This window comes from Streptomyces sp. NPDC007856 (genome assembly GCF_042868225.1).
GTDB lineage: Bacteria > Actinomycetota > Actinomycetes > Streptomycetales > Streptomycetaceae > Streptomyces.
The window spans coordinates 12635-35228 of sequence record NZ_JBIAEC010000038.1; the positions used below are offsets into that span (position 1 = coordinate 12635).

Sequence of the window (22594 nt, forward strand, 5' to 3'; positions counted from 1 at the left end):
GCCGGGCCGCGGTTCACACCTGTGGTCGCGGCCGCCACGCACACCTGTGACAGCGGCCGCGACTCACACCGTGTGGTGCCGGGCCGGGCTACCCGCCGCGCGGCGCGACCTGCGGACCCGCGCCAGCGCGGCCGCCGCTCCCACCGAAGCCGCCAGCAGGGCACAGCCCGCGCCCAGCAGCACGGCGTTGCGCACGGTCCCGCTGTCGTGCGCGGGCGCCGCCAGGTGGACCGAACCGTCGGCGTGACCGGGCGCGGACCGAACCGTCGGCAGTACCGCGCTCAGCGCGTTGTACGGGTCAAGCAGGGGAACCGCGGCGGGCGCCGCGGTGGCCCTGAGCCGCGCCGCCACCTGGGCGGCGGTGAGCCCTGGCTGGTGCGCGCGCACCAGGGCGGCTGCGCCGGACACGAAGGCCGCCGCCAACGACGGGCCGTTGCCGATGTAGAGGCCCGAGCCCCTGGGGCCGATGCCCGTCACGCCGCTGCCGGGCGCCGCCAGGTCGGCGTGGCGCGGGACGTAGGCGTCCTGCGCGCGGGCGCCGTCGATGTCCACGTCCAGGACCGAGAGCACCCCGTCGGCGGAGGCCGGCCAGTAGGCCGCGGGTGCCGCGGCGCTGCCCGGGCCGCTTTCGTCGGCTGTGCCGTCGGGTGCCGCGGGCGCCACCACCAGGGCGTCGTGGCCGGCCGCGAAGGCCAGCGCCGCGGTCAGCTCGGGCGTCGGCGCGGGGAGGGCCGCCGAGACGTCCACCACCGTCGCGCCTGATTGCACCGCGTCCCTGATGCCCTGGGCGACCCCTGCGGCGGTGGCGATGCCGGACCGGTCGGTGCCGCGTTCGGCGACGATCCGCGCTTCGGGCGCGACGCCGGACAGTCCGCCGTTCGGGCTGAGCGAGGCCGCGATCAGGCCGGCCACGAACGTGCCATGCCCCACACAGTCCTCGGCCGCCGCGCCGTCGGCCTCGACCCGTCCGCCGAGCCGCCGGGCGTCCGGTGCGACACCGGTGTCCACCACGCCCACGGTGACCCCGGCGCCCCCGGTGTAGCGGCCGACCCGCCCCAGCCCCAGACTCTGCTGTGCCCAAGGGACCGCGTCCAGGTGCACCTTGGACGGCTTGGTGCACTCGGAGTCGCCGGAGGTGAGCGACGACGGCATCACCGGCAGCCGTACGGAGCCCGGCGAGGCGGACGAAGCGGCTCCCGCCGGACTGGAGTCGGCCGCCGCGACGGCGGGCGCCAGCAACGTGAGCGCCGTGCCGAGCACGGATGCGACCGCGACGAGCCGGCGGGCGCGGGGGTGCGGACGCGGTATGCCCGCGGCCCGGTTCCCGCGAGGGACAAGGATGATGCGGTTCATGTCGTCGTATCCCTGGGGATGGCGACCGGTCGGCGCCCGTCACGGGGACACGCGGCGAGCGCGCTGTCGCCACCGGGGGCGCGGCGGCCGCTGGTCGGTGAAGTCGCCGGCTGACCGCCGGGCGTCGCGTCATGTTACTCGGCCGCTCCGCCCTCGGGACGGGCGGTCCGGGGTTTTACGGTTCGAGGTTTCGGGGGGTCGAGGTATCTGGGTTCGAGGTTTCGGGTCCGGGTTTTAGGGGCCGCTGAGTGGATGTGTGGGGCGGCGGTACGACGATCCGGCGGGCGGGGGCACAGCCGTGGGCCGGCGGTCCGATGTGCGAGGCCCGGCCCGTGCAGCGGTGCGCCGGTTCGCGCGTGATCGTGCGGATCGTTCCTGAACCGTGAAGCGACTTCCTCGCCTCCTGCCTGCGACGGCGGGTAATCTTCCGGTCGAAGGGACGCGTGAGAAGGCCGATCGGCACGGTCCACGCACGCGGCCCCGCGAAAGCAGGCGGCTACCCACCTGCTCCCCGGCCTGGCGCGGTCGGCGAACACCGCTCGGAACCCCCCTACAGGATGGGGGTCCGTCGCGATGCCATCGACCCGACGCGACCACAGGCTGCGAGGACCGCATGACCACGATCCCTGCGCGGAGCACGCGATGATCCGACGCGGCGCCCGCCGCCGGATCACGCACGCCGACCCCGCCGGTTCCTCGGAGCTCGTGGTGTCCGACGGCGGCACGGGCGTCCACCTGGTGCACACCGGCAGGCGGCCGCTGGCGCGGCTCACCGAGCTGGCCGAGTGGCTCGGGCCGCCCGGGCCGGAACAGCTCACCGTGCTGGTGGGAACCGTTCTGGGGGACGGCGGAGGCGACGCCCTGTGCGAGCGGCTCGCGCCGATTCTCGACGAGAGCGTCGAGGCCGGTGTGCGTGTGGTGCGACTGGTGATGTCCGCCGGGGCCGACGAGGAGGGCGGACAGCACTCGGTGGCCCGCCGCATCTGCTCGTACTGGGGCGTCGATGTCTTCGCCACCGCCGGCGCCGCAGTCGTCGTGCCGGACGGCACACTGTTCTCGCCCGAACTGCCCGACGCCCCGGGCGGCTGGTGGCACTTCTCCGCCGGGGTGGTCCCGCAACGCGTCGGCACCCGGTTGCCGGTCCCCGACTGGGAGTCCGCACTGGAGCGGCTCGACCGGGACGTCGCTCCCGGGTACGTGGTCGAGCCGGTGCCCGCCGGGCTCGTCGTCCAGTCCGCCGACGCCCCTGCGACCGGTGTGGACGCGCTTTGCTATGCGGTGCCGCCGGACCCGCGCCGGCCCCTGGTCCTGGTGGGGGCGCCGGGGACACCTCCGGTTCCGCCCGACGCGCTGGCCGACGTAGTCGCCGCGCTGCCGGGTCCCGTCCGCAGGTCCCTGCGGCTGCTGTCCCCCGACGGGCGGGACGTACTGGCGGCCGGTCAGGCGGTGGCGGACCTTCTGGGCACCGAGATCGAGGTGGCCAACGGTGTGCCGCTGATCATGGACGGCGCGACGCCGGACGGTGCCGCGACGACGCCGTGGCTGATCGGTGCCGATGGTGTGCCGTCCTGGCGCCCGTACGTGCAGGCCGTCACGTGTCTGCCCGCCAGGGACGGGCAACGGCCCGCGCCGCGCACGGAGGTGTGCCGCGCTCCGATGGCCGGGCTGAGCGACGGCGACGGGCCGGGTGTCTGGCTGCTCGACCGGCGCTGGCAGGTCACGGCGACGCCGTCCGGACTGTGGATCGGCCAGCGCGGTAACCAGCCACCGCCGGATGTCGCAGCTCGGCCGGCCGACCCCGATGTGGCGGCTGTCGACCTCGGGCTGCCGGGCCGGGCGCTCGACCAGTCGTTCTGGCCGGTCCTGGACAGCCTGTTCGAGGCCATGGACGCCGACGTGCGCAGCCGTGCCATGGTCCATGTGCACGGCGTCCTGGGCACCACCGGCGGCGACTCCCTGCGCCGACTCGCCGTACGGCACGAGTTCTCCCTCATGCCGCAGCGAGCGCAGTCCGCTCCGGACGCCGCCGCGCACCTCCCGTCCCACCCGCCGGCAGCCACGACAGGGCACGCGACGGAGTGGGACACCGGTGAGACAAGGGAGACGACGGAGTCCCAGGCGGGCGCTGCCGCCTCCTGGACCGAAGCACCGGACCCGGCACGTCCGCTCAGCACCATGACGTCTTCCGGCGGCGGCGCGGCGGGCACCGGCCCGCGCCCGGCCTGGCAGCCGTCGGCCATGAACACCGCGCCTTTGCAACCGGTCCCCTGGACCCTCCCCTCACCGGCGGCCTCGGTGCAGGCCCCGGCGGCCACGGCAGACTCGGGAATCCCGGCGGCTGCCCACGGCCCTGAGCGCGTCGCGGCCGAGCCGCGCGTCACCGCCCCGACGGGCGACGACGGCAGCGGATGGGAAAACGGCCCCGTGCGGGCGGAGAACTCCGCGCACACGGCGCCGACCGCACCGCCGGACACCTTCGCCACCGGCTGGGACGCGAACACCCCGAGCAGCGCCCACATCGCGCACCACACCGGCCGAGACGACATCGCGAACCGTACAGGCGAGGCCCTGCCGCCGCACGGACCGGATCCCGCGGCGACCCCGTCCGCAGGCGGGCTCGGCCCTCACCCCTCCCCCTCCCCCTCCCCCGCCTCCGGCACGGAGCGCACCGAGCAGACCCCGGGCACGCCCGGCGGTACGGACCCGGCTCCCCACACCCCCGTTTCACCGGCCCCCGACTGGTTCGCGCCCGTCACACAGCGGGCCACCGCGTCGAGTTGGACCGAGGCGGGCGCGGGCACCGGCGACGACGAGGCGTCCGGCGGTTCCGGTACCGGAGCCGAAACCGGAATGGGTGCCGGAACCGGCGCAGGAGCGGCCTTCGGCGACCGCACGACCGCCGGCGCGGAACCAGCCGGCGGTCACCCGCGGACCGTGCCCGCTGCCGAGGTCCGCCCGGAGAACACCCCCTCCCTCTCCCCTTGCGACCCCAGCGCCCAGCCGCAGGCCACCCGGCGCGGAGGCCGCGAACCCGACCCGGCCGCCGGGACGCCGGTGGTGTCCACCACCGGCGGGACCCTGCTCGGCGCCGCCGACCTGCCCGTGCTGCCCTCACACCGCAGCACACCAGCAGACCGCGACACGCTCCGCACATGTCTCGGCGACATGTGGGACCGGCACAGCACCTCGGTCTCCCGCACCCTGACCCGGATGCCCGGGCTGCGGACCGGGGAGGAGTTCGCCGCGTCGTCGGCCGACCTGGCCGCCGTCCACGCGTATCTCACGGAGCCGGCCGACGGGCGGCTTCGCGCGTGGCTGGCCGGGGCCGACAACGAGGCCCTGTCGTTCCTGCGCTGCCTGGCGTCGGGACTGCGCCGCCTGCCCTCCTACCGGGCCGCGGCCCTGCACACCGGCGGGATGCTCGGCGCGCTCCTGGCGGCCGACGCGACCGCCGGTCGCGATCTGGGCGACGCCATGCCCGTCCTGGCCCGCGCGGTGGACCGTACGCAGGCGCTGCCCGCCGCCGGTCACTGCCTCATCTGGTCGGCGACCGGACGTCGCACCGGGGCACTGGCCGACTCCGATGCCCTCGGCGGCCCCAACCACGTGCTGTTCGCCCCGGGCACCCGGTTCCGGGTCCTGGAGGTGAGGGAGCAGGGCGGGGCGGCCACCGTCGCGCTGCTGCGCGAACTGCCCGAACACGCCCCGGCCGACGACTCCGGGCGGCTGACCGACGCGGACGTGGCGGCCCTCGAGCGGCTGCACGCACTGGAAGCTGCCGCCACCGCCGACGGCCAGGAACACACCCCGAACAGCGGCGCGTCCGACGGAACGTATCCCGCCACCCCCTCGGGGGCACTCCCCTGACCACGTGTCCGACGGCCGTCCCATCACCTCCCGACACCCGCAACTCCCCACTCATCAGTGTGACGAGCGACAGGAGCCCCAATGTCCCGCCGAGTCCCAGTTTCCGGTGGTCAGCCGACCACAACCGCCGGCGCCGCGCGCCCCGCGCAGGCACCTCTGATACGCCGTGCCACGGCACTGCCGATGCCCGACGGCGCCGGCATGGGCTCCTTCGCGCCCGCCGACCCGCTGGCGGCGGCCACCGACCGGCAGACGGCGCTCGCGCTCGCCGCGGCCCCGGCGATTCCCGAACCCGAGCAGGCCAGCCCCGCGGCCCAATGGCGCCCGCGCGGCGGGGCGGAAGGCGACACGGCGGAGGCCGACGCGTCCGAAGCCGTCGCGGCCGCCGCCGCGAACCCGCCGCGGTCCGGAGCACGGCCGGCGTCCCGGACCCCGCACCGCCCGTTTCTGGTCGCGGCGGCGGTCGCGGGCGCGGTGATCGCCGCCACGCCGTTCCTGGCCTCGAACGGCAAGGACCACATGACGCAGTCCGACGGCCAGGACCTGCCGGACCCGGTGGCCGCGCAGCCGGGCGGCGGGTCCGGCAGCCACTCCGACGGCTTCTCCACGCACATGCCGGTCCAACACCTGCGGGCCGGCGGCGGTCACGGCTCCGGGGCGGGGGGTATTCTCCCCGTGGTCCAGGAGCCGGACGTGCCCGCCGCGGTCTCCGCGGCGGAGGACTCCCGGGCGGCCCACCCCACGCACCATGTGCGGGCGGCCACGGGTGCGGTGGGGGCCGGCGCGGCCGTGCCCGCGCGGACGGCGGTGGCCGGGCACGCCCACGGCAGCCACGTCACGGCGGCCGTGGACCACGGCCACACCGCCGTGGCGGCCTCCGCGGCCAGGACAGTGCTCACGGCGGTGACGAAGACCGCTTCGAGCACCGCGCACAGCGCAACGGCTCCTGCCAAGACCGTCCCGGCGGCCGTGGTCCAGGCCGTCAGGACCACCGCGCCAGCGCACCCCCCGACGACCCCCGCCCGGCCCGCGGCGTCCGTCCCGACGGTCCCTGCGGATCCGGGTGTTCCGGCCGTTCCGGATCAGATCGCGACGACCGTCCCGGCTCTCAACGCCGCTTCAGGCGGCGCAGCCGTCCCGTCCGTCCCGGCGGTCCCGGCCGAGGCGGGCACGCCGGCCGCGCCTCCTGGACCAGCCGACCGGATGGCCGCCCCGGGGTGGAGCACCAAGGTCGTCGGCGGCGCGACCGTGCTGCACAGCGGCGAGAGCGTAGCCACCACCCGGACGCGCCTGACCGTGCACGAGGACGGCGACCTCGTCATCTCGGACGAGAACGGCATGGTGCGCTGGTCCTCCCACACCACGGGCCAGGGCAACTTCGCGGTCTTCGAGGCGGACGGCGACCTCGTCGTGCGCTCCCCGGACCACACGACGCTGTGGCACTCCGGCACGGGCGGTCACAGCGACGCGCAGTTGGTCCTCCAGAACGACGGGAACGTCACGATCCTCGCTCCCAGCGGCCAGACCCTCTGGGCGGCCGGAACCCAGCACTGAGCACGGCCGGCCACAGCCGGGTCCGCCGTGTGTTCCGCCCTCCGCAGAGGGCGGAACACACGGCACAGCAGCCACATTCGAAGCAGGTACATCGTCATGCAGAGCGCGCAGAGCGCCCAAGGCGTCGGAGTGTCAAGGAGTCCGGCCCACGGCCGGACTGAACCGATCCCCGGAAAGGAGCGAGCGTGGTACGCCAGTTGATCACCGTCGGCCAGGAGGGCGGCAGCGACTACCCGACGATCGGCGCCGCGCTGGCCGACGCCCGCCCCGGCACCATCATCAACGTCCGGCCCGGCCGCTACCAGGAGACGCTGGTCGTGCAGACCCGCGTCACCATCGTTGCCGACGGCCCTCGCGGCAGCGTCGAGATCGCCCCGGCGAGCGGCGCGGCCGTCACGCTGGCCGCCGACGCCGTGATGCTCACCGACCTGCTGCTGCGCGGCGGCGACGGCGAACTCCCGGTGATCGACGCGGTACGCGGCCAGGTCGCCCTGGACGGGTGCGAGATCCTCGGCACCGGGTGGACCGCGCTGCTCAGCCGCGGCAGCGGTTCGCTGGCAATGCGCTCGTGCCGGATCAGCAACCCGGTGGGCGCCGGCGTGGTGGAGGCAAGCACGACGGGCAGCGTGATCGAGGACTGCCTTATCGAGAACCTCGGCACCTCGGCGGTCGTCATCAGCGAGGACGGCCGGGTGACCCTGCGCAACTGCCGTATGCGCGAGGCGCGCGGCAACGGCGTCCTGGCCAACGGGCAGTCGCGGGGGGTGCTGGAGGACTGCGAGATCTCCGCCACGGACAAGCCGGGCGTCGCGCTGGAGGGCAGCACCACGCTGAAGGTGGCCCGCACCACCGTCCGTGACTGCGCGGTGGGCGTGTACCTGGCCAGTTCCACCCGCACCGAGCTGACGCACGTGCAGGTGCACGACTCGCGCGGCCACGGTTTCGTGGTGGCCGACCGCGCCGACCCGCAGCTGTCGTACTGCGAGACCTCCGGCACGCACGGCAGCGGGCTCTACGTCACCGGCCGTTCGCGCGGCCACTTCGTCAACTGCGTCTTCCACGCCGCCGAGCAGCCCGCCGTGCACGTCGCCGAGTCCAGTACGCCGTCCTTCACCGGCACGCGGGTCACCGACAGCAGGGACACCGGTGTGCTGCTGGCCGAGGAGTGCGTCGCCGAGTTCGACCACCTGGACGTCCTGCGGGCGGGCGGTATCGGGGTGTCGGTCACCTCGGGTGCCAACCCGCTGCTGCGCAGGGCGCGGATCACGGAGGCGCGCGGGAACGGCATCCAGGTCGCCGACCGCGGGCGCGGCCGCTTCGAGGACTGCGAGATCGGTGACTGCACCGGGCACGCGCTGCGGATCGACCGGGAGGGCAACCCGCACGTCGGCAACTCCGCGCTGCGCGGTGCGGGCAAGTCCGGTGTCTCGGTGGGTCCCGAGGGGCTTGGCACGCTGCGCGACTGCGAGATCTCCGGTTCCTCGGCGTCCGGGGCGGCGGTGGAGGGCAAGGGCGAGCTGACGCTCGTACGCTCCCGTGTACTCGGTTCCGGCGGCCACGGCGCGCTGGTCGGCGCGGGCGGCCGGGCGGCCCTGAAGTCCTGCGAGTTCAGCGGCAACGTCGGCGACGGCATCCGGATCGAGACCGGTGAACCGACGGAGGTCACCGACTGCACGGTGCGCTCGAATCGCGGGGCGGGACTGAAGAACTCCCGGCCCGGCCCCTGGTTCACCCTCTCCGGGCTGACCAGCTCCGACAACAAGACACCCGACTCGGGCACCGAGGCGCCCGCCGAGGGCGAGACGTCCGCCGACGGCACCACGGGCACGGAGGGTGCTGGACAGGAGGGCGGCGCGGAGGAGGGCGGCCTGCTCGGCGAGCTGAACGAGCTGATCGGCCTGGCGAACGTCAAGGAGCAGGTCAGCATGCTCGTCAGTCTGGGCAAGCTCGCCCAGCGGCGGGCCCAGCTCGGCATTCCCGCACCGCCGATGAGCCGGCACCTGGTCTTCACGGGTCCGCCCGGCACAGGCAAGACCACCGTGGCCCGGCTTTACGGCGGCATCCTTGCCTCGCTCGGGATGCTGTCCTCCGGCCACATCGTCGAGGTGTCGCGCGCTGATCTGGTCGCGCAGGTGATCGGCGGTACGGCGATCAAGACCGCCGAGGTGTTCGAACGGGCGATGGGCGGCGTGCTGTTCATCGACGAGGCGTACACGCTGCTCTCGGACAGCAAGGGCTCCGGCGCGGACTTCGGGCAGGAGGCCATCGACACCCTCGTCAAGCTCATCGAGGACCACCGCGACGACACGGTGGTGATCGTCGCCGGTTACCCGAAGGAGATGGACGACTTCCTGGCGGCCAACCCCGGTATGGCCTCCCGCTTCACCCGCAGCATCGAGTTCGAGAACTACTCGGTGCAGGAGCTGGTGACCATCACCGAGAAGATGTGTACCTCCCACCGCTACGTCCTCGACCCGCTGGCCCTGAGGGCGCTGGAACTGCGTTTCTCGCGGATGCGTCGCGACGCGACCTTCGGCAACGCCCGCGCCGCACGGCAGGTCTTCGAGGAGATGGTCGACCGCCAGTCGCTGCGGCTGGCCACCCTGCCGGAGGCCGGCGAGGCGGACCTGATGATGATGGTGCCGGAGGACGTCGGCGCCGACGAGGCGCGGGAGGTGCGTACCGACGAGGTGAAGACCCCCGGTGACTCCGACGCGCTCGCGCGGCTGAGGGCGATGACCGGTCTGGGGGCCGTCAAGCGCGAGGTCGGCGGCATCGTCGATCTGCTCAGCGCGTACCGACAGCGTGCGGCGATGGGTCTTCCGACCCCGCCGGTCAGCCACCATCTGGTGTTCTCCGGTCCGCCCGGTACCGGTAAGACGACAGTGGCCCGGCTGTACGCCGAACTGCTGCGCTCGTTCGGGGTGCTGCCGCGAGGGCAGCTGGTCGAGGTGGCCCGCGCGGACCTGGTCGGCCGGTACATCGGCCACACCGCCCAGCTCACCACCGAGAAGTTCGAACAGGCCATGGGCGGCGTGCTGTTCATCGACGAGGCGTACACTCTGACGCCGGAGAACGCACCGCAAGACTTCGGCCGGGAGGCCGTGGACACCCTGCTGAAGTTGATGGAGGACCACCGGGGCGAGGTGGTCGTGATCGTGGCGGGCTATCCGGTCGAGATGGAGCGGTTCCTGGACTCCAACCCGGGTTTGGCGTCGCGTTTCTCCCGCCGGGTGACGTTCGAGAACTATTCGACCGACGAGCTGCTGGCGATCATCGAGGAGCAGACCACGACGGCTGGATACGTGTGTCTGCCGCAGACAGTGGAGGCCCTGCGGGCCCACTTGGACGGTGTGCCTCGCAACCGGTCCTTCGGCAATGCCCGGCTGGCCCGGCAGCTGGTCGAGGGAATGATGACCCGGCAGGCCGGACGGCTCGGCACCATCGCGGCTCCCGATCTGAAGGACCTCACCACCCTGCTCCCGGAGGATCTGCCCGAGGTCGCCATCACGGGCTGACCTGCCGCGGCCGGCACCGCATCTCCCGTGCCGACGACTGTGGGCGGACCGCGGCGGCGGTCCGCCCACAGCCCCTGAGAAACGCTCGGAAGCAGACGCGACCGGTCTGCTTCCGGCCGGGCGCTGACGGCCTCGGTCAGCTCGGCAGGGTCCACCTCTGGTTGGCGCTGCCCGAGCAGTCCCAGATCTGCAGACGCGTGCCGTCGTCCGAGCTCGGCCCCGTCGCGTCGAGACACCGGCCCGACTTCACGTTGGCCAAGCTCCCGGAGCCGCCCGGCCGCCACTGCTGGGAGGTGGCGCCGCTGCACGTGGAGAGCTGCACCTCGATGCCGTCGGTCGTACCGCCGTCGGTGACGTCCATGTACTTGCCCAGCACCTTCAGGCTGCCATCCACCTCCTGGTCCAGTTCTGCGCTCCCGTGCCGTTGCACGTCCACAACTGGATGGCGGTGCCGTCGGTGGTCTTGGCCCCGGCGTCGTCGACGCACTTGCCGCCGTAGCCGGTGATCCGCCCCGTCGGCTCGGTGGTCCACACGGCCTGCCACCAGTTGATGTCCTCGCCGCCGGTCACCTGCTGGATCTGCACGGTGTGGTAGGTGCCCGGGGAGAACTGGAAGCTCCCCGCGTCGACGGTCTGCCAGGTCTGCCAGCCCCCGGTGGCGGGTACGTCGACGACGCGTCCGGCAACGCAGTCGATGACGAACTTCAGCTGGGCTACGGAGTTCGGGGTGGCAACGCGGATCTTCAGGTTCTCGGTGCCCTGCATCGGCACTTCGTTCCACTGCTGCCATTCGCCGACCACCGACACTGCCGACGTTCCAGCCGCCGCCCGTGTCGGTGGTCGGCTGTACGTCGAGGTCGTCGCCGCGGTAGACGTTCCATAGGTTGCCCGTCGTCGTGTCATTGACCGCGTCGCCCGATTCGGCCTGCAGGACTATGCCGGCGGGGAACGGGTTGCTCGAGTACCTGCGCAGGATGTTGATGTCCTGGTTCGGGTAGTCGCGCTGCGCCGTGCTGTAGGGGGGGCGTTTTCGGTTCGCCACAGACCGGCGCCCTCCTGCCAGTCGGTGGAGCCCTCGACCAGGGTGACCTTGGCGCCGCTGCCGACGGTGGCTTTGAGGTTGATGACCAGGGTCTTCCCGTGATCCGGGTCGATGACCATGTTGCTCGTATCCGCCACGAAATGGAAGCCCGGCACGGCGACGCCGTACGACCCGCCGTTGAAGGTCTGGTTGGTGTACGCCGGACTGGGCACGCCGAACCAGCTGTTCGCCCCGTTCACGACGGCCGGGACCGCCGGGTCGTTCTTCAGCCAGCTGTTGTCGACGACGAAGTACAGGTTCTGGCCGAACTCGGACTGCGCGTGGGAGCGCACGTACGTGAGCATGGCTGCGGAGTTGCCGTTGCCCTGGCCGGTGAAGGCGAAGGCGTTGTCGGACCAGAGGTAGACAAGCGGCTGCCCGTTCACCTTGTAGAGCATGTCGTCCGGGATCGACTGGAAGTACGACCTCAGGTCGTTGTCCCAGGGGTACTGGTAGCCGCCTTCACCGGAGCCGGTCGCGTCCGCCATGTCGAAGACCGGCGTGTAGCCGCCGGTGTTGTGCTTGATCCGGTTCTTCTTGTCCGTCATGGAAGCCGGTGTGTCGTCGAAGGCGGCGATCTTGAGCTTGCCAGCGTACCCGCCACGGTCGATCGCGTCCACCAGTTGGGTGAGGCGCGCGGATCCCCGCCTCCGTTGGGCACGGTGGAGCCCGGGACGTGTCCGCGTGTGCTACCGCGACGAAGTCGATGCCAGCGGTCACCAGTTCCGCCACGTAGTTGTCCCAGAACCGGTCGGTCGTTCCGCGGGCCGCCTGGTAGAGGGGCAGCTTGTAGATCTGGTTGCCCTGGTTGTCGTACGGACCGCCTGCCAGTGTTCTGGTGTCGAAACCGAAGGTAACGCCCAGGGCCCCGGTCGCCCCGGCGGCACGGTGCGACAGACCGAGCCGCCCGTGTCGGCCACCGTGGACGTCGTCGTGACACCGGCGGACCCCTCGAGGGAGGCCGCCAGACCGATCCCGGCGAGGGAGGCCATCAGCGCGAAGGCGGGCAGGAGTCTTCTGCGGCAACCTCTTCGAAGGCCATGTTCACGCATGTCTGCAAAACCTCTCAGCAGTCATCACCCGGATTTTGGGACATGTGGGACTTGTGCCCTGCGGACCATGCCCTTCGCCGCCGTGCGGGGCCATGGTGGGATCCTGCCACGCACTGGGATATACGTATGCACCGACAGCTGTAACATCCGGTCACACCCGCTCCTCACACCGCCTCCAGCGCCTGGAAACCTCCGACACACATGTCATGCCTAAGATCCTTCGCATGAACAGAATTGCGAAGATCGGCCTTGCCACGTCCGGTGCGGCACTCCTCGTCGCGGGCGGGATGTATGCCTACAAGCTCGCCGGCGGACCGAGTCCGGGCTCCGTGTTCGCCTTCGGGACGAAGGCACCGGGCTTCGACCCGGCGGCGGTCTCGACCACACCGCCGTCCGAGGGGAAAGCGGTCGAGTTCGCCCGCACCTTCCTGGACGACTGGTCCCGGCGACGGTTCGCCGACTCGGCGAGCCGGACCGACCTCCCGAACGCGGCCGCTCCGGCCCTGCGGGGGTACACGAACGGCCTGCACCTGAAGAAGGTGTCGTTCCAGAACATTCTCGGCGCGGGTCCCTCAGCGGTGACGAAGGGGGCGGCCAAGGTCACCTTCGACGTCACCGTGCAGACCCCGGGCGGCACCTGGAGCTATCCGAGCGCGGTCGCGGTGCGGCAGACCACCGGCGGGGTGATGGCCGTCCACTGGAACAACTCCGTGCTCTATCCGGGCCTGGGCGAGGACCAGTCGCTGACCGCGGGCGACCTGCCGCCCGGCGCGATCAAGCCCAAGGTCGTCGCCGCCGACGGGACGACGGACCTGTCCGCGTTCCCGTCCCTGCGGAACATCACGGCGACGATCGGCAAGAACGCCGAACCCGGCGAGAAGAACATCGGCACGGGCATCGCGGTGACCGACCGGTACGGGGCAGGCGTCAAAGCGCTGAAGATCTTCACCAGAGGGACGACGCCGGTCGTCACCACCACCATCGACGCCCGACTGCAGTCGGTCGCCGAGGAGGCCGTGAAGGACTCCCACCTCAAGGGGAAGCCCGCGGGGTCCGTGACGCTCGACTGGCACAACGGCCACATCCTCGCCCTGGCGCACACCGGCGCCGACGGTGACATCGCCATCGACGGCATCAAGTCCCCGGGCTCGACCATGAAGATCATTACTTCGGCGGCGCTGATGGACCAGGCGGGCCTGACTCCCACCAGTGGCGCCCCCTGCACGGACTCGCTCGCCGCCAACGGCCAGGTCTTCCACAACGATCCCGGCGTGCAGGCCAATCCCGGTTCCACGCTCGCCCAGGGCTTCACCGTGTCCTGCAACACCTCCTTCATCAAGGACGGCTTCCACTACCTCGTGCACGACGGGGACGCCTCCGCCCTGCACGACGAGGCCGTGAACGTCTTCGGCATGGGCAGCTGGTCCATCGGCGGCGGCGTCGCCACCACCGACCCGAGCATCCCGCCCGACGTCCGGGGCGGCGACCAGGCCGCCCAGTTCATCGGCCAGGGCAAGGTGACCGCCACACCTCTGTTCATGGCTTCGGTGGCGGCGACCGTCCGCAACGCGGGCTTCGAGCAGCCGGTCATCCTGCCCGGGCAGCACCAGCAGACCGCGCCGCGCCCCATCAGCCCCCGCACGGCGGGATATCTGCAGTCGATGATGCGCGGTGTGGCCACCTCGGGTACGGCGGCACCGCGGCTGGCAGGACTGCCGGGCGTCGGCGCGAAGACAGGTACCGCCGAGGAGGGCGATCACACCAACGGCTGGCTGACCGCGTACGACTCGCGCTACGCGGTCGCCGCCCTGGTGGAAGGCGGCAGCACCGGGGTGGACTCCGCCGGATACGTCGTCCAGCGCTTGCTGGCGGAGGACTGACGCCCCGTCACGCCGGTGACCGGGCAGAGGGCGCAGGACCGAGGCCGAGGCTGGCGACCGGGGCCGGCGACATGCGCGAGCCGGGCGCGCGTCGGCACCCGGCGGAGAGCCCGGCCTGCCGAATGTGGCCCCGCGCCTGATGGGCGGGGCAGAGGGCGCAGGACCGAGGCCGAGGCTGGCGACCGGGGCCGGCGACATGCGCGAGCCGGGCGCGCGTCGGCACCCGGCGGAGAGCCCGGCCTGCCGAATGTGGCCCCGCGCCTGATGGGCGGGGCAGACGGCGGGCTACGCCCGGCCCGGTGTCCGGATGCCGGTCCCGTCAGTCCCGTTGGCCCCGGGCTGGGAGCGCAGCGGGAGCCTGGCCGTCTGCGAAGCGGGCGGGGGGGACGGCGTCGGTCGTGGCGGACAGCGTGGCCTGGCCCAGCAAGGGCGAGCCAGCCGAGCTGAGGGCAACACCGAGGACGAGCGCGTTGTTGGTCAGCGCGGTGGCCAGCGGGACCGGTTCCTGCGACGTGACCGGAGCCGTCGGCGCATCGTTGCCGTACTCGTCGTCTCCGCCCTCGCCCTCGTGCTCGTCGCCGAGGGTCTGGAAGTCGGTGAGGAAACAGCCCACGTCACCGGCTGCCGTGAAGCCAATCCAGGTGGCGTACACGCCGTCCCCGAAGCCGGTGGAGTAGTAGACCACCGCGTGGGGTTCGTCGCCCACAGCCAGCGTGACGGGGGCGGGGACCACCCCGCCGTCTGCGGTCCCGCCGAACCGCGGATACATGGTCCTCATGACACGGTTCGCGAAGTCCTCCTCCTCACCGACCACGCGGTAGGTCTCCGCGTCGAGGAAGCAGCCGAGCCCTCCGTCGACAGGAAACCCGAAGTGCTCGTCGTCATCCAGCTCCGCACGGTCCTGCTCCGCGGTGTGGGCCAACTCCCAGCGCGCCACCGGCGCGTCGCGTATCACTAGACGGGCGGCGGCCACGCGCGTGTCCCAGACCACGCCGCCGTCGTCGATCAGGTCGATCTCTGACAGCACCACCGGGTACGTACCGGGCTTCACCTGCTCGGTGAAGGCCAATTCGTCGCCGTCGTCGCCGCCGACCATGAACGGCTCGATAGCGATTACCTTCCCGCTCGGCAACGACAGTGGGACACCGGGCAGCACCCGGATCCGCGCCCGGAAACGGTCGTGCGGGAAGGGGTACGGGCCGCCGTCCGTCAGAAGACGCGTGAAATCGGGCTGAGGCACAGCCATGGGAATCTCCAGGAGATGGGGCGGCACGGATTGGCCGCGCGCGGAACGAACTGTGCTCCGCCGCCGACACCGGGCGGGCAGCGAGCGCAGGGAGCACCGGAGGCAAAGCCACCAGAAGGACCATACGCCAGGCGGACAAAGGTCTCCGACATCAAGAGGAGCAGATACCTCGCTGCCTGTTTGTGGGGTGCCCCTTGCCCGGTGCGGCCACAGGCGGGGGTATGACGATGCCGCGCCCATCCGATGCGGGATGACGACGAATCACCGCCCGAAGACGGCAGGCTGCGGCACCCACCGCACACCCGACCGGAGCCGCCGGACGAAAACCCTCAGGCGGTGGGCGTGCTGCCGGGGTTCTCCGAGACGGGGTGAGACCCCGCATCCTCATCCGATGCCGGGGCCTCTTCTCGCTCGAGCCTGTCCACCCACGGATGCCGGCGAACGAGAAGCGGGCGGGCACGCCCCGGCCGGACGGCCGACGTTCCCTTGCACCTGCCGCCTCTCGGCAGCTCGGCAGCTCGGCAGCTCGGCAGCTCGGCAGCTCAGCACTAGTTAGGATCCCGCAACTGGAACACGTGGGCGGCCGACGAAAGGGTTCACGCTCTCGCATCATGCGTTCGCAGACATCCCCTTCTCTCGGTCGGAGATACGTGTCGGTCGCGCACCCGAGCTCCTGGGCGTGGCCGGGGCCGCCTCGTTCGCCGATCGAGGCGTGGCGGACTGTGGACACGACACATATTCGCCAGATCTCGTCCTCGAACTCCGGGTGTTCTTTACGTAACGTCCGCCAGTGACTCCACCCTTCAGTGATAACGATGAGGTCTTCTTGTCCGCTAGATCCCGTCATATACGGGCGTTCGTCGCAATCGGCGTGACGTCCTCCGTACTCATGGCCGTGCCCAGCATGCTCGCCGCTGCATCGCCGACAGCCGGCACCGGGAACGTTTCGGTCGGCCCGGCCGCCGTCCCGGGACCGAACCTGCAGACCGTCACCCTGATCACCGGTGACAGGGTCACCGTCAGGACCGCCGCCGACGGCACAGTCACCCGCTCCATGTCGAACCCGAACGGACGGGTCGCCGGGTTCACCACCTCCACGGTCGGCACGGACACCTACATGTATCCGGACTCGGCACTGCCCTACGTGGCATCAGGGCAGCTGGACCGAGGGCTTTTCGACATCACCCAGCTCCTTTCCGACGGCTACGACGACGCGCGGACCCAGAAGCTGCCGCTGATCGTGACCTACACCGATGCCGCGGCGCGCTCCCGCACCCAGGTGCCGCTGCCCCAAGGCGCCACCAGGACCGTCGCGCTGGACAGCATCCAGGGCGCCGCCCTGTCAGAGTCGCGCGACGACGCCACGGCCTTCTGGTCCTCGCTCACCTCGAGCGCCGCGTCCGCCACCGGCCGGACCGCCGGGGCCACGCCCCGCCTGGGCCGAGGAATCGCCAAGATCTGGCTGGACGGCAAGGCCGAGGCCGACCTCGCGGACACCACCGCCCAGATCGGTGCCCCGCAGGTCTGGGACAGCGGCTACACCGGCAAGGGCGTGGACGTGGCCGTACTGGACACGGGCATCGACACGCAGCACCCCGACCTGACCGGCCAGGTCGCGAGCAGTGAGAGCTTCGTCCCCGGTGAGGACATCGAGGACCACAACGGCCACGGCACCCACGTCGCCTCCACCATCGCCGGCACCGGAGCGGCGTCGGACGGCAAGGAGAAGGGCGTCGCCCCGGCGCCCTCCTGCACGTGGGCAAGGTCCTGAACAACGACGGCTCCGGCCAGGACTCCTGGATCATCGCGGGCATGGAGTAGGCCGCCCGCGACCAGCACGCGAAGATCATCAGCATGAGCCTCGGCAGCGCGCCCACCGACGGCAGCGACCCGCTGAGCCAGGCCGTCGAGTCACTCAGCCAGGAGACCGGCGCACTGTACACGATCGCGGCCGGCAACCGGGGACGCAACACCGTCTCGGCTCCCAGCGTCGCGGACGCCGCGCTGTCCGTCGGCGCGGTGGACGGCACCGACCAGCTCGCCTCCTTCTCCAGCACTGGCCCACGCAGGGGCGACGCCGGTCTCAAGCCCGAACTGACCGCACCCGAGGTCAACGTACTGGCGGCCCGTTCGCAGTGCGCCACCGAGGGCGAGGGCTACTACCAGACGCTGAGCGGAACCTCGATGGCCACTCCGCACGTCGCCGGCGCGACCGCACTCCTGGCCCAGGAACACCCGGACTGGACGGGCCAGCAGCTCAAGGACGCACTGGTCAGCACCACTGCGGCGGACCTTCGCGGCCAGCGAGGTGAGGAACTTCCGGATCTTCGTCGGGGTGTCGGTGCGTTGGCGGACCACGCTCCTGCGTGTGTGTTTGAGGACTTTGACGAACGAGATGCGGTCCGGGTCGATGCCGTGGCCGTCGGCGAGCCGCATGATGATGCGGTTCAGGCAGTGGTGCACGATCAGGTGTGCCCAGACTTCCTGGCGCACCAGCTGCGGGTCGGCCGAGCGCAGGACTTCCTGACGGCCGCGCTGGAAGGTCTTGATCTGCCGGTAGGCGGATTCCGCTTCCCAGCGCTCGTGATACAAGAGCGCCAACGACTCCTGTGCAGGATAGGCGTCTTGGTCGAGAAGGTCGGTCAGCAGTCGGATCGTCTCGCCGCCGTCGACACGGTACTCGATCACGCGGACCAGTACACCGCCGGGATGGGCGCCCTTCTGGCCTGCGAGGTTCATCCGGGCCAGGTAGGTGCCGTCGGGCAGGTGCCGCACCGGGCGACGGGCGACACATGAACGGGCCCGCAGCAGCAGGTGGGCGCCGGCGCCGGTGCACGCCTTCCACAATTCCACCCCGGGGAAGCCCCGGTCCATGATCACGAGCATGCCGGCGGCCGAGGATGCCATAGCCGTGGCAGGGTCGCGTTCACCACTGTTGTAGCCGCCCACTCGCGCGTCGATGCAGGCATGCGTGCCGGTCTCGGTCAGCGTCACGACCCTTGCCTGCGGGAACCCTCCTGGCTTGCCGCTGGAGTCCTTCGGCCCACCGAAGGCGCGCCGGTTGGCCTCGTTGTCCGGCACGTCCAGCAGGAACCCGTCGACCGCCGCCAGGCGCATCCCCCGGTAGAAGGAGCCTGTCAGTCCTGCCGGGGCCAGCCGGCCAGGTAGTGGAAGAGCCGCTCCAGAACCTCCGGCCCCAGACGCTCCCGGGCCCGGGTGAACGACGCCTTGTGCGGGATGCTCGCGCTCAACTCCGGGATGCCGCCGACCACATGCTCGGCGACATCGTCGTAGGAGTCTTGATGGAAGAGCGCCAGCGCGAGCGTGAAGTAGACCATGAACACGGCTGGCAGCGCGCCCGGCCTACGGTCCCGTTTACGGCACTCCGCCAGGACCTCGCCCACCAGCTCGGGGGTCACCCACTGCGTGACCGCTCCCAGCCGCACTCGCTCCGACACTCCAGTCCACGGATGCACACCGGGAACAACGGCCGAACAGCCAACCCGGTCACCACGAACTCGATAAACCTTCAAACAACGGCATTGGCCCGGCACATCGAAGTGGAACAAGATCGAGCACCGGTTGTTCGCCCACATCACCATGAACTGGCGCGGCAGGCCCCTGACCAGCCATGAAGTCATGCTTCGGACCATCGCCGCGACGACCAGCCGTACCGGTCTGACGGTGCATGCTGAGCTCGATAGCGGTGAGTATCCCACCGGCATCCGCGTCAGCGACGAGGCCATCGCCGCCCTGCCGATCACACGCCACCTCTTCCACGGAGACTGGAACTACACCTTTTACCCCGCGGATCACCGACCGCCCCTGGCCCTTCCACGGCAACGTGGGCGGTCAGCCGGCGGCTATCACTCCCTCACGCTCCACGACCTGCAGCATCCCGAGCTGACCGGCATGTCCCGCAAGCAACTCAGCGTCCTGACCCGCACCTTGATCCCCGGGCTGGAAGAGCACCGCGAGCAGGTCCGTCACGCAGCCCGCGGCGGACCACGCCGCGTCGCCCGCGGCACAGGCCGCAAGCCCACCCTCACTCCCGCCGACCAGATCCTGGTCACCATCCTCTACCTGCGGAAACATACGCTCCAGGAGCTTCTTGGCCAGCTCTTCAACACCACCGCCATGACCATCAGCCGTGCAGTGAAAGACGTCCGCCCGCTCCTGGACGCCCACGGTGTCTATCTCCCCGCCTCAACAGCCCGTTTCCTCACACCAGACGACATCGCCCGATTCCTCGACACCGACGAAACCAAGATCAAACCGACGTGTTGTTTCCCGGCAAGTCCTAAGCTTGACGTTTATCCAGCTCTGCCAATTGTGATGGTTGCCGTGAGGTCCGGTTGGCCCTGTTTCCCAACGGTGCGTTCCTGTGCGCGGTGCTTGTTCTTCATGCCGATGGGTCGGCCCGGGCCAGCGGTACTGAGTTTCGGTGCACTGGTCGGCTGAGGGGCCTTGCCGTGGAGGCGGCGAAATCCTCGGCGTACTCGTGCTGGCGTGAGACGCCCCTGACGTGCAGGCCGCTCCCAGGGTCTGCGGAGGTCTTCGGCCAGGGGCCGGGCCAGGCGGAGCTGAGTGTGGGCGGCGATGACGAGCCAGGTCCAGCGGTCAGCGGCGGCCGGCTCGCGGAGCTTGGGAGTTGTCCAGCCCAGCGTCTGCTTGAACATCCGAAAGGTATGTTCCAGGTCGAATCTGCGCAGGAAGGCCTGCCAGAGCCGGTCCACGTCTGCGGCGGTGGCATCGGTGGCCGACCACCACAGCCAGATGGGCCGGGGGTTGCGGTCGCCGCGGAGGTGGTCTACCTGCAGACGGATGACGGTGCCTTCGATGACCGGCAGCTCCGCGAGATGGTCGGTCCAGGCCGAGCGTCGGGTCAGCAGCGGATGCAGGCGGTCCCAGGCCCTGACGGTGGCCCGTCCGTAGTGAGTGGTGTCGGTCACCGTGGTGATGGACGGGACAGGATGGGTGGCCGGGTCCTCGAAGGTGAACTCCGCCCCGTGCTTGGGCTTGCGTCCGCGCTTGCCCGCCGGTTGTGGCGGAGGCGGGAAGAACAGGACCCGGTCCGACCGCATCCGCCCCAGTAACTCCACAGGCAGGTCTGCAAGCAGGAAGGCCAGACGGGTCACGTCGTAGCCGGCATCGACGACGATGAGAACGGGCGGGTCGCCAATCTGCCACTGGCCGGCCACATACAACCGCTGGAACACCTCCCTCACCTGGACTGCGGTGACGGCGATCGCGTCGTCCCACGGCCGCAGCCGGAGCACGTCCAGCACGGCCGTCCACGACGTCCGGCCCGGCTCCAGGGCGGCAACGAAGGAGTAGGGCCAACCGGGGATCATCTGGGCCGAACCCCTGCCCCGACCGTATGTGTGACAGAACAGCCGCTCCGGGCTGGTATTCGCATCCGGCCGCAACCAGTTGCTCACATCGACGGCCAGGACCAGCCGCCCCTCCGCCGTGCGGGGAAGCGGAAGTCCCGCCAGCGCTGTGCGTAGCCGTGCCACATCCAGATTCCCGCAGTTCAGACCGCCGTATAAGGCGCCATGCCCGCGTCGGTGCTCGGGCGCCAGCGAGAGCTCGACCAATGTCTTCACCGGACCGTCCGTGCACAGCAGGGCGTCGCTCAGCTCGAACAGCGCATCGCGCCGCCCGGTTAGACAGGCATAGAGCTCCGTCCGAAAGCGTGACAGTTCGGCAAACGCATCCCGTGGGACGCGGTGTTGCAGCAGACTCATTGCTACGGCCTTCGTGTTGATCCCATGCCTCTGTGACGGAGCACAGGATCAGACGAAGGCCGCTCTCACGTCCGGGGGACAACCAAACCCATCAGCAAGTTCGAGGCCGTGTTCGACCGCAGACCATAAGAGCTTGTCTCACGTGGTGAGGTCGGTCAGCTTCTTGTAGCAGGTCAGGGCGGCCGCGAGGCCGAGGAAGCCGAGAAAATGCGTACCCTTCCGCTCGTACCGGACGGTGAGGCGGCGGTAGCCGAAGAGCCAGGAGATTCGACCTTTCGATCTTCCAGCGGTGTCGGCCGAGCCGCTCGCTGGATTCGATTCCCGGGCGGGCGATGCGGGGGACGATGCCGCGGCTGCGCAGCCACCTCAGGTGCTCGGCGGAGTGGTAGGCCTTGTCCGCGCGGAGCTTGCCGGTCGCGGCGCCGGCGCGGCCCGCGCCGCGACCGGATCGCGGGTATGCCCAGGACCAGCGGCAGCAAAGCCTGACTGTCATGGACGTTCGCACCAGACACACCGAGCGCCAGGGGTAAGCCCTGAGCGTCGGACAGGACGTGCAGCTTGCTGCCCTTCTTTGCCCCGGTCGACCGGATTGCGCCCCGTCAGCGATCCCCCCTTTTCGCGCGGACGGAGGCCGCATCCACAATCACTGAGGTCCAGTCCACTTCACCGCGCGCACCGAGCTCGTCCAGGACTGCTCGGTGTAACCGTCTCCAAAGTCCGGCCTCGGTCCAAGCGGAGAACCGGCGGTGCGCGGTGGCGGGAGAAACCCCGAAGGTCTCGGGTAGGTGCCGCCATGCGCATCCGCTGGTCAACACGTACACCACAGCGGTGAACACGGCCCGCTCGTCGCACGGGGCCGTGCCCCCGCCCTGCGGACGCGAGGCGAACGACGGAAGCAACGGAGCAACCAGCGCCCAGAGTTCGTCAGGAACCAACCGCTGTGACAGACCGACACCCATGGCAAGACATCATGCCGCATCCATCTCACGCCACGTGAGACAAGCTCTAAACGCCAAGCTAAGGACTCCTTTCAGAATGCCGGGTTCTTCCGGGCGAGGGTCATGCAGTGTGCGAGCTGAAGAAAGGCGTCGTGCATGTCGTCTCGGGTTTCCCAGCGGGTGCGTAAGCGGCGGGGACCGTGGAGCCAAGCGATGGCGGACTCGGCGACCCACCGGACGCGGCCCAGGCCCGAGCCGCACGGTTGACCGCGCCGGGCGATCTTCGCCGCGATGCCGCGCTCGCGCAGCCGGCGCCGGTACAGGTCGTGGTCGTAGCCACGGTCGGCATACAGCA

The 22594-nt window shown here is 70.9% G+C and carries 11 protein-coding genes and 9 pseudogenes; 8 read left to right on the top strand and 12 right to left on the bottom strand.

Annotated features, from left to right (window positions below; genetic code table 11):
* Window positions 1–63: 63 nt before the first annotated feature.
* Window positions 64–1353: a S8 family serine peptidase gene (locus tag ACFYOH_RS41985; protein ID WP_388636895.1), complete on the bottom strand. Its 1290-nt coding sequence runs from the start codon at window positions 1351–1353 to the stop codon at window positions 64–66.
* A 642-nt stretch (window positions 1354–1995) separates the two neighbouring features.
* Between ACFYOH_RS41985 and ACFYOH_RS41990 the strand changes: the two genes are divergently transcribed.
* The 3 genes from ACFYOH_RS41990 to ACFYOH_RS42000 all read left to right on the top strand — a co-directional run bounded on the left by ACFYOH_RS41990 (window position 1996) and on the right by ACFYOH_RS42000 (window position 10292).
* Entirely contained in the window at window positions 1996–5220 is a 3225-nt protein-coding gene (locus ACFYOH_RS41990) for a hypothetical protein (protein WP_388636898.1), read from the top strand.
* A gap of 183 nt (window positions 5221–5403) precedes the next feature.
* Window positions 5404–6774, top strand: coding sequence for a hypothetical protein (locus ACFYOH_RS41995; RefSeq protein ID WP_388636901.1), 1371 nt, complete (start codon window positions 5404–5406; stop codon window positions 6772–6774).
* A 185-nt stretch (window positions 6775–6959) separates the two neighbouring features.
* Window positions 6960–10292, top strand: coding sequence for a right-handed parallel beta-helix repeat-containing protein (locus ACFYOH_RS42000; RefSeq protein WP_388636904.1), 3333 nt, complete (start codon window positions 6960–6962; stop codon window positions 10290–10292).
* A gap of 136 nt (window positions 10293–10428) precedes the next feature.
* On the opposite strand, the gene ACFYOH_RS42005 is transcribed toward ACFYOH_RS42000, so the two are convergent.
* The 5 genes and pseudogenes from ACFYOH_RS42005 to ACFYOH_RS42025 form a co-directional block, all read right to left on the bottom strand.
* Entirely contained in the window at window positions 10429–10686 is a 258-nt protein-coding gene (locus ACFYOH_RS42005) for an RICIN domain-containing protein (RefSeq protein WP_388636925.1), read from the bottom strand.
* Window positions 10671–11099, bottom strand: coding sequence for a carbohydrate-binding domain-containing protein (locus ACFYOH_RS42010; protein WP_388636907.1), 429 nt, complete (start codon window positions 11097–11099; stop codon window positions 10671–10673). The genes ACFYOH_RS42005 and ACFYOH_RS42010 overlap by 16 nt, the downstream gene beginning before the upstream one ends.
* A gap of 148 nt (window positions 11100–11247) precedes the next feature.
* Window positions 11248–11334, bottom strand: a pseudogene (locus tag ACFYOH_RS42015) (hypothetical protein); the annotation flags it as partial.
* Window positions 11328–12002 (bottom strand): annotated as a pseudogene (locus ACFYOH_RS42020) (DUF5010 domain-containing protein); the annotation flags it as partial. The pseudogenes ACFYOH_RS42020 and ACFYOH_RS42015, both read right to left, overlap by 7 nt.
* 67 nt (window positions 12003–12069) lie before the next feature.
* Window positions 12070–12399 (bottom strand): annotated as a pseudogene (locus ACFYOH_RS42025) (DUF5010 domain-containing protein); the annotation flags it as partial.
* A 250-nt stretch (window positions 12400–12649) separates the two neighbouring features.
* Between ACFYOH_RS42025 and ACFYOH_RS42030 the strand changes: the two are divergent.
* Window positions 12650–14305 (top strand): penicillin-binding transpeptidase domain-containing protein, encoded by a 1656-nt coding sequence (locus tag ACFYOH_RS42030; protein WP_388636910.1) that lies wholly within the window; start codon window positions 12650–12652, stop codon window positions 14303–14305.
* A 319-nt stretch (window positions 14306–14624) separates the two neighbouring features.
* On the opposite strand, the gene ACFYOH_RS42035 is transcribed toward ACFYOH_RS42030, so the two are convergent.
* Window positions 14625–15551: a DUF4241 domain-containing protein gene (locus ACFYOH_RS42035; RefSeq protein ID WP_388636913.1), complete on the bottom strand. Its 927-nt coding sequence runs from the start codon at window positions 15549–15551 to the stop codon at window positions 14625–14627.
* A gap of 889 nt (window positions 15552–16440) precedes the next feature.
* Between ACFYOH_RS42035 and ACFYOH_RS42040 the strand changes: the two genes are divergently transcribed.
* Both ACFYOH_RS42040 and ACFYOH_RS42045 read left to right on the top strand, forming a co-directional pair.
* Complete coding sequence (locus tag ACFYOH_RS42040) at window positions 16441–17322, top strand: S8 family serine peptidase (protein WP_388636916.1); 882 nt, start codon at window positions 16441–16443, stop codon at window positions 17320–17322.
* Between the two features lie 83 nt (window positions 17323–17405).
* A pseudogene (locus ACFYOH_RS42045) lies at window positions 17406–17792 on the top strand (S8 family serine peptidase); the annotation flags it as partial.
* 237 nt (window positions 17793–18029) lie between these two features.
* On the opposite strand, the pseudogene ACFYOH_RS42050 reads toward ACFYOH_RS42045, so the two are convergent.
* Window positions 18030–18668 (bottom strand): annotated as a pseudogene (locus ACFYOH_RS42050) (IS4 family transposase); the annotation flags it as partial.
* Between the two features lie 20 nt (window positions 18669–18688).
* Window positions 18689–18997, bottom strand: a complete 309-nt coding sequence (locus ACFYOH_RS42055) for a transposase domain-containing protein (protein ID WP_388636919.1) — start codon at window positions 18995–18997, stop codon at window positions 18689–18691.
* 100 nt (window positions 18998–19097) lie between these two features.
* Between ACFYOH_RS42055 and ACFYOH_RS42060 the strand changes: the two are divergent.
* Together ACFYOH_RS42060 and ACFYOH_RS42065 are read left to right on the top strand one after the other, a co-directional pair.
* Window positions 19098–19364, top strand: a pseudogene (locus ACFYOH_RS42060) (ISAzo13 family transposase); the annotation flags it as partial.
* Between the two features lie 99 nt (window positions 19365–19463).
* Window positions 19464–19682 (top strand): annotated as a pseudogene (locus ACFYOH_RS42065) (ISAzo13 family transposase); the annotation flags it as partial.
* Window positions 19683–19864: 182 nt separating this feature from the next.
* Here the strand turns inward: ACFYOH_RS42065 and ACFYOH_RS42070 are convergent.
* The 3 genes and pseudogenes from ACFYOH_RS42070 to ACFYOH_RS42080 form a co-directional block, all read right to left on the bottom strand.
* Entirely contained in the window at window positions 19865–21301 is a 1437-nt protein-coding gene (locus ACFYOH_RS42070; protein ID WP_388636922.1) for an NF041680 family putative transposase, read from the bottom strand.
* Between the two features lie 138 nt (window positions 21302–21439).
* A pseudogene (locus ACFYOH_RS42075) lies at window positions 21440–22248 on the bottom strand (IS5 family transposase).
* Window positions 22249–22331: 83 nt separating this feature from the next.
* A pseudogene (locus tag ACFYOH_RS42080) lies at window positions 22332–22594 on the bottom strand (IS5/IS1182 family transposase); the annotation flags it as partial.

Bases quoted from the DNA above. Each gene is read 5' to 3' on its own strand.
- ACFYOH_RS41985 (WP_388636895.1), bottom strand. From the start codon at position 1,353: ATGAACCGCATCATCCTTGTCCCTCGCGGGAACCGGGCCGCGGGCATA.
- ACFYOH_RS41990 (WP_388636898.1), top strand. From the start codon at position 1,996: ATGATCCGACGCGGCGCCCGCCGCCGGATCACGCACGCCGACCCCGCC.
- ACFYOH_RS41995 (WP_388636901.1), top strand. From the start codon at position 5,404: ATGCCCGACGGCGCCGGCATGGGCTCCTTCGCGCCCGCCGACCCGCTG.
- ACFYOH_RS42030 (WP_388636910.1), top strand. From the start codon at position 12,650: ATGAACAGAATTGCGAAGATCGGCCTTGCCACGTCCGGTGCGGCACTC.
- ACFYOH_RS42035 (WP_388636913.1), bottom strand. From the start codon at position 15,551: ATGGCTGTGCCTCAGCCCGATTTCACGCGTCTTCTGACGGACGGCGGC.
- ACFYOH_RS42040 (WP_388636916.1), top strand. From the start codon at position 16,441: ATGGCCGTGCCCAGCATGCTCGCCGCTGCATCGCCGACAGCCGGCACC.
- ACFYOH_RS42070 (WP_388636922.1), bottom strand. From the start codon at position 21,301: ATGAGTCTGCTGCAACACCGCGTCCCACGGGATGCGTTTGCCGAACTG.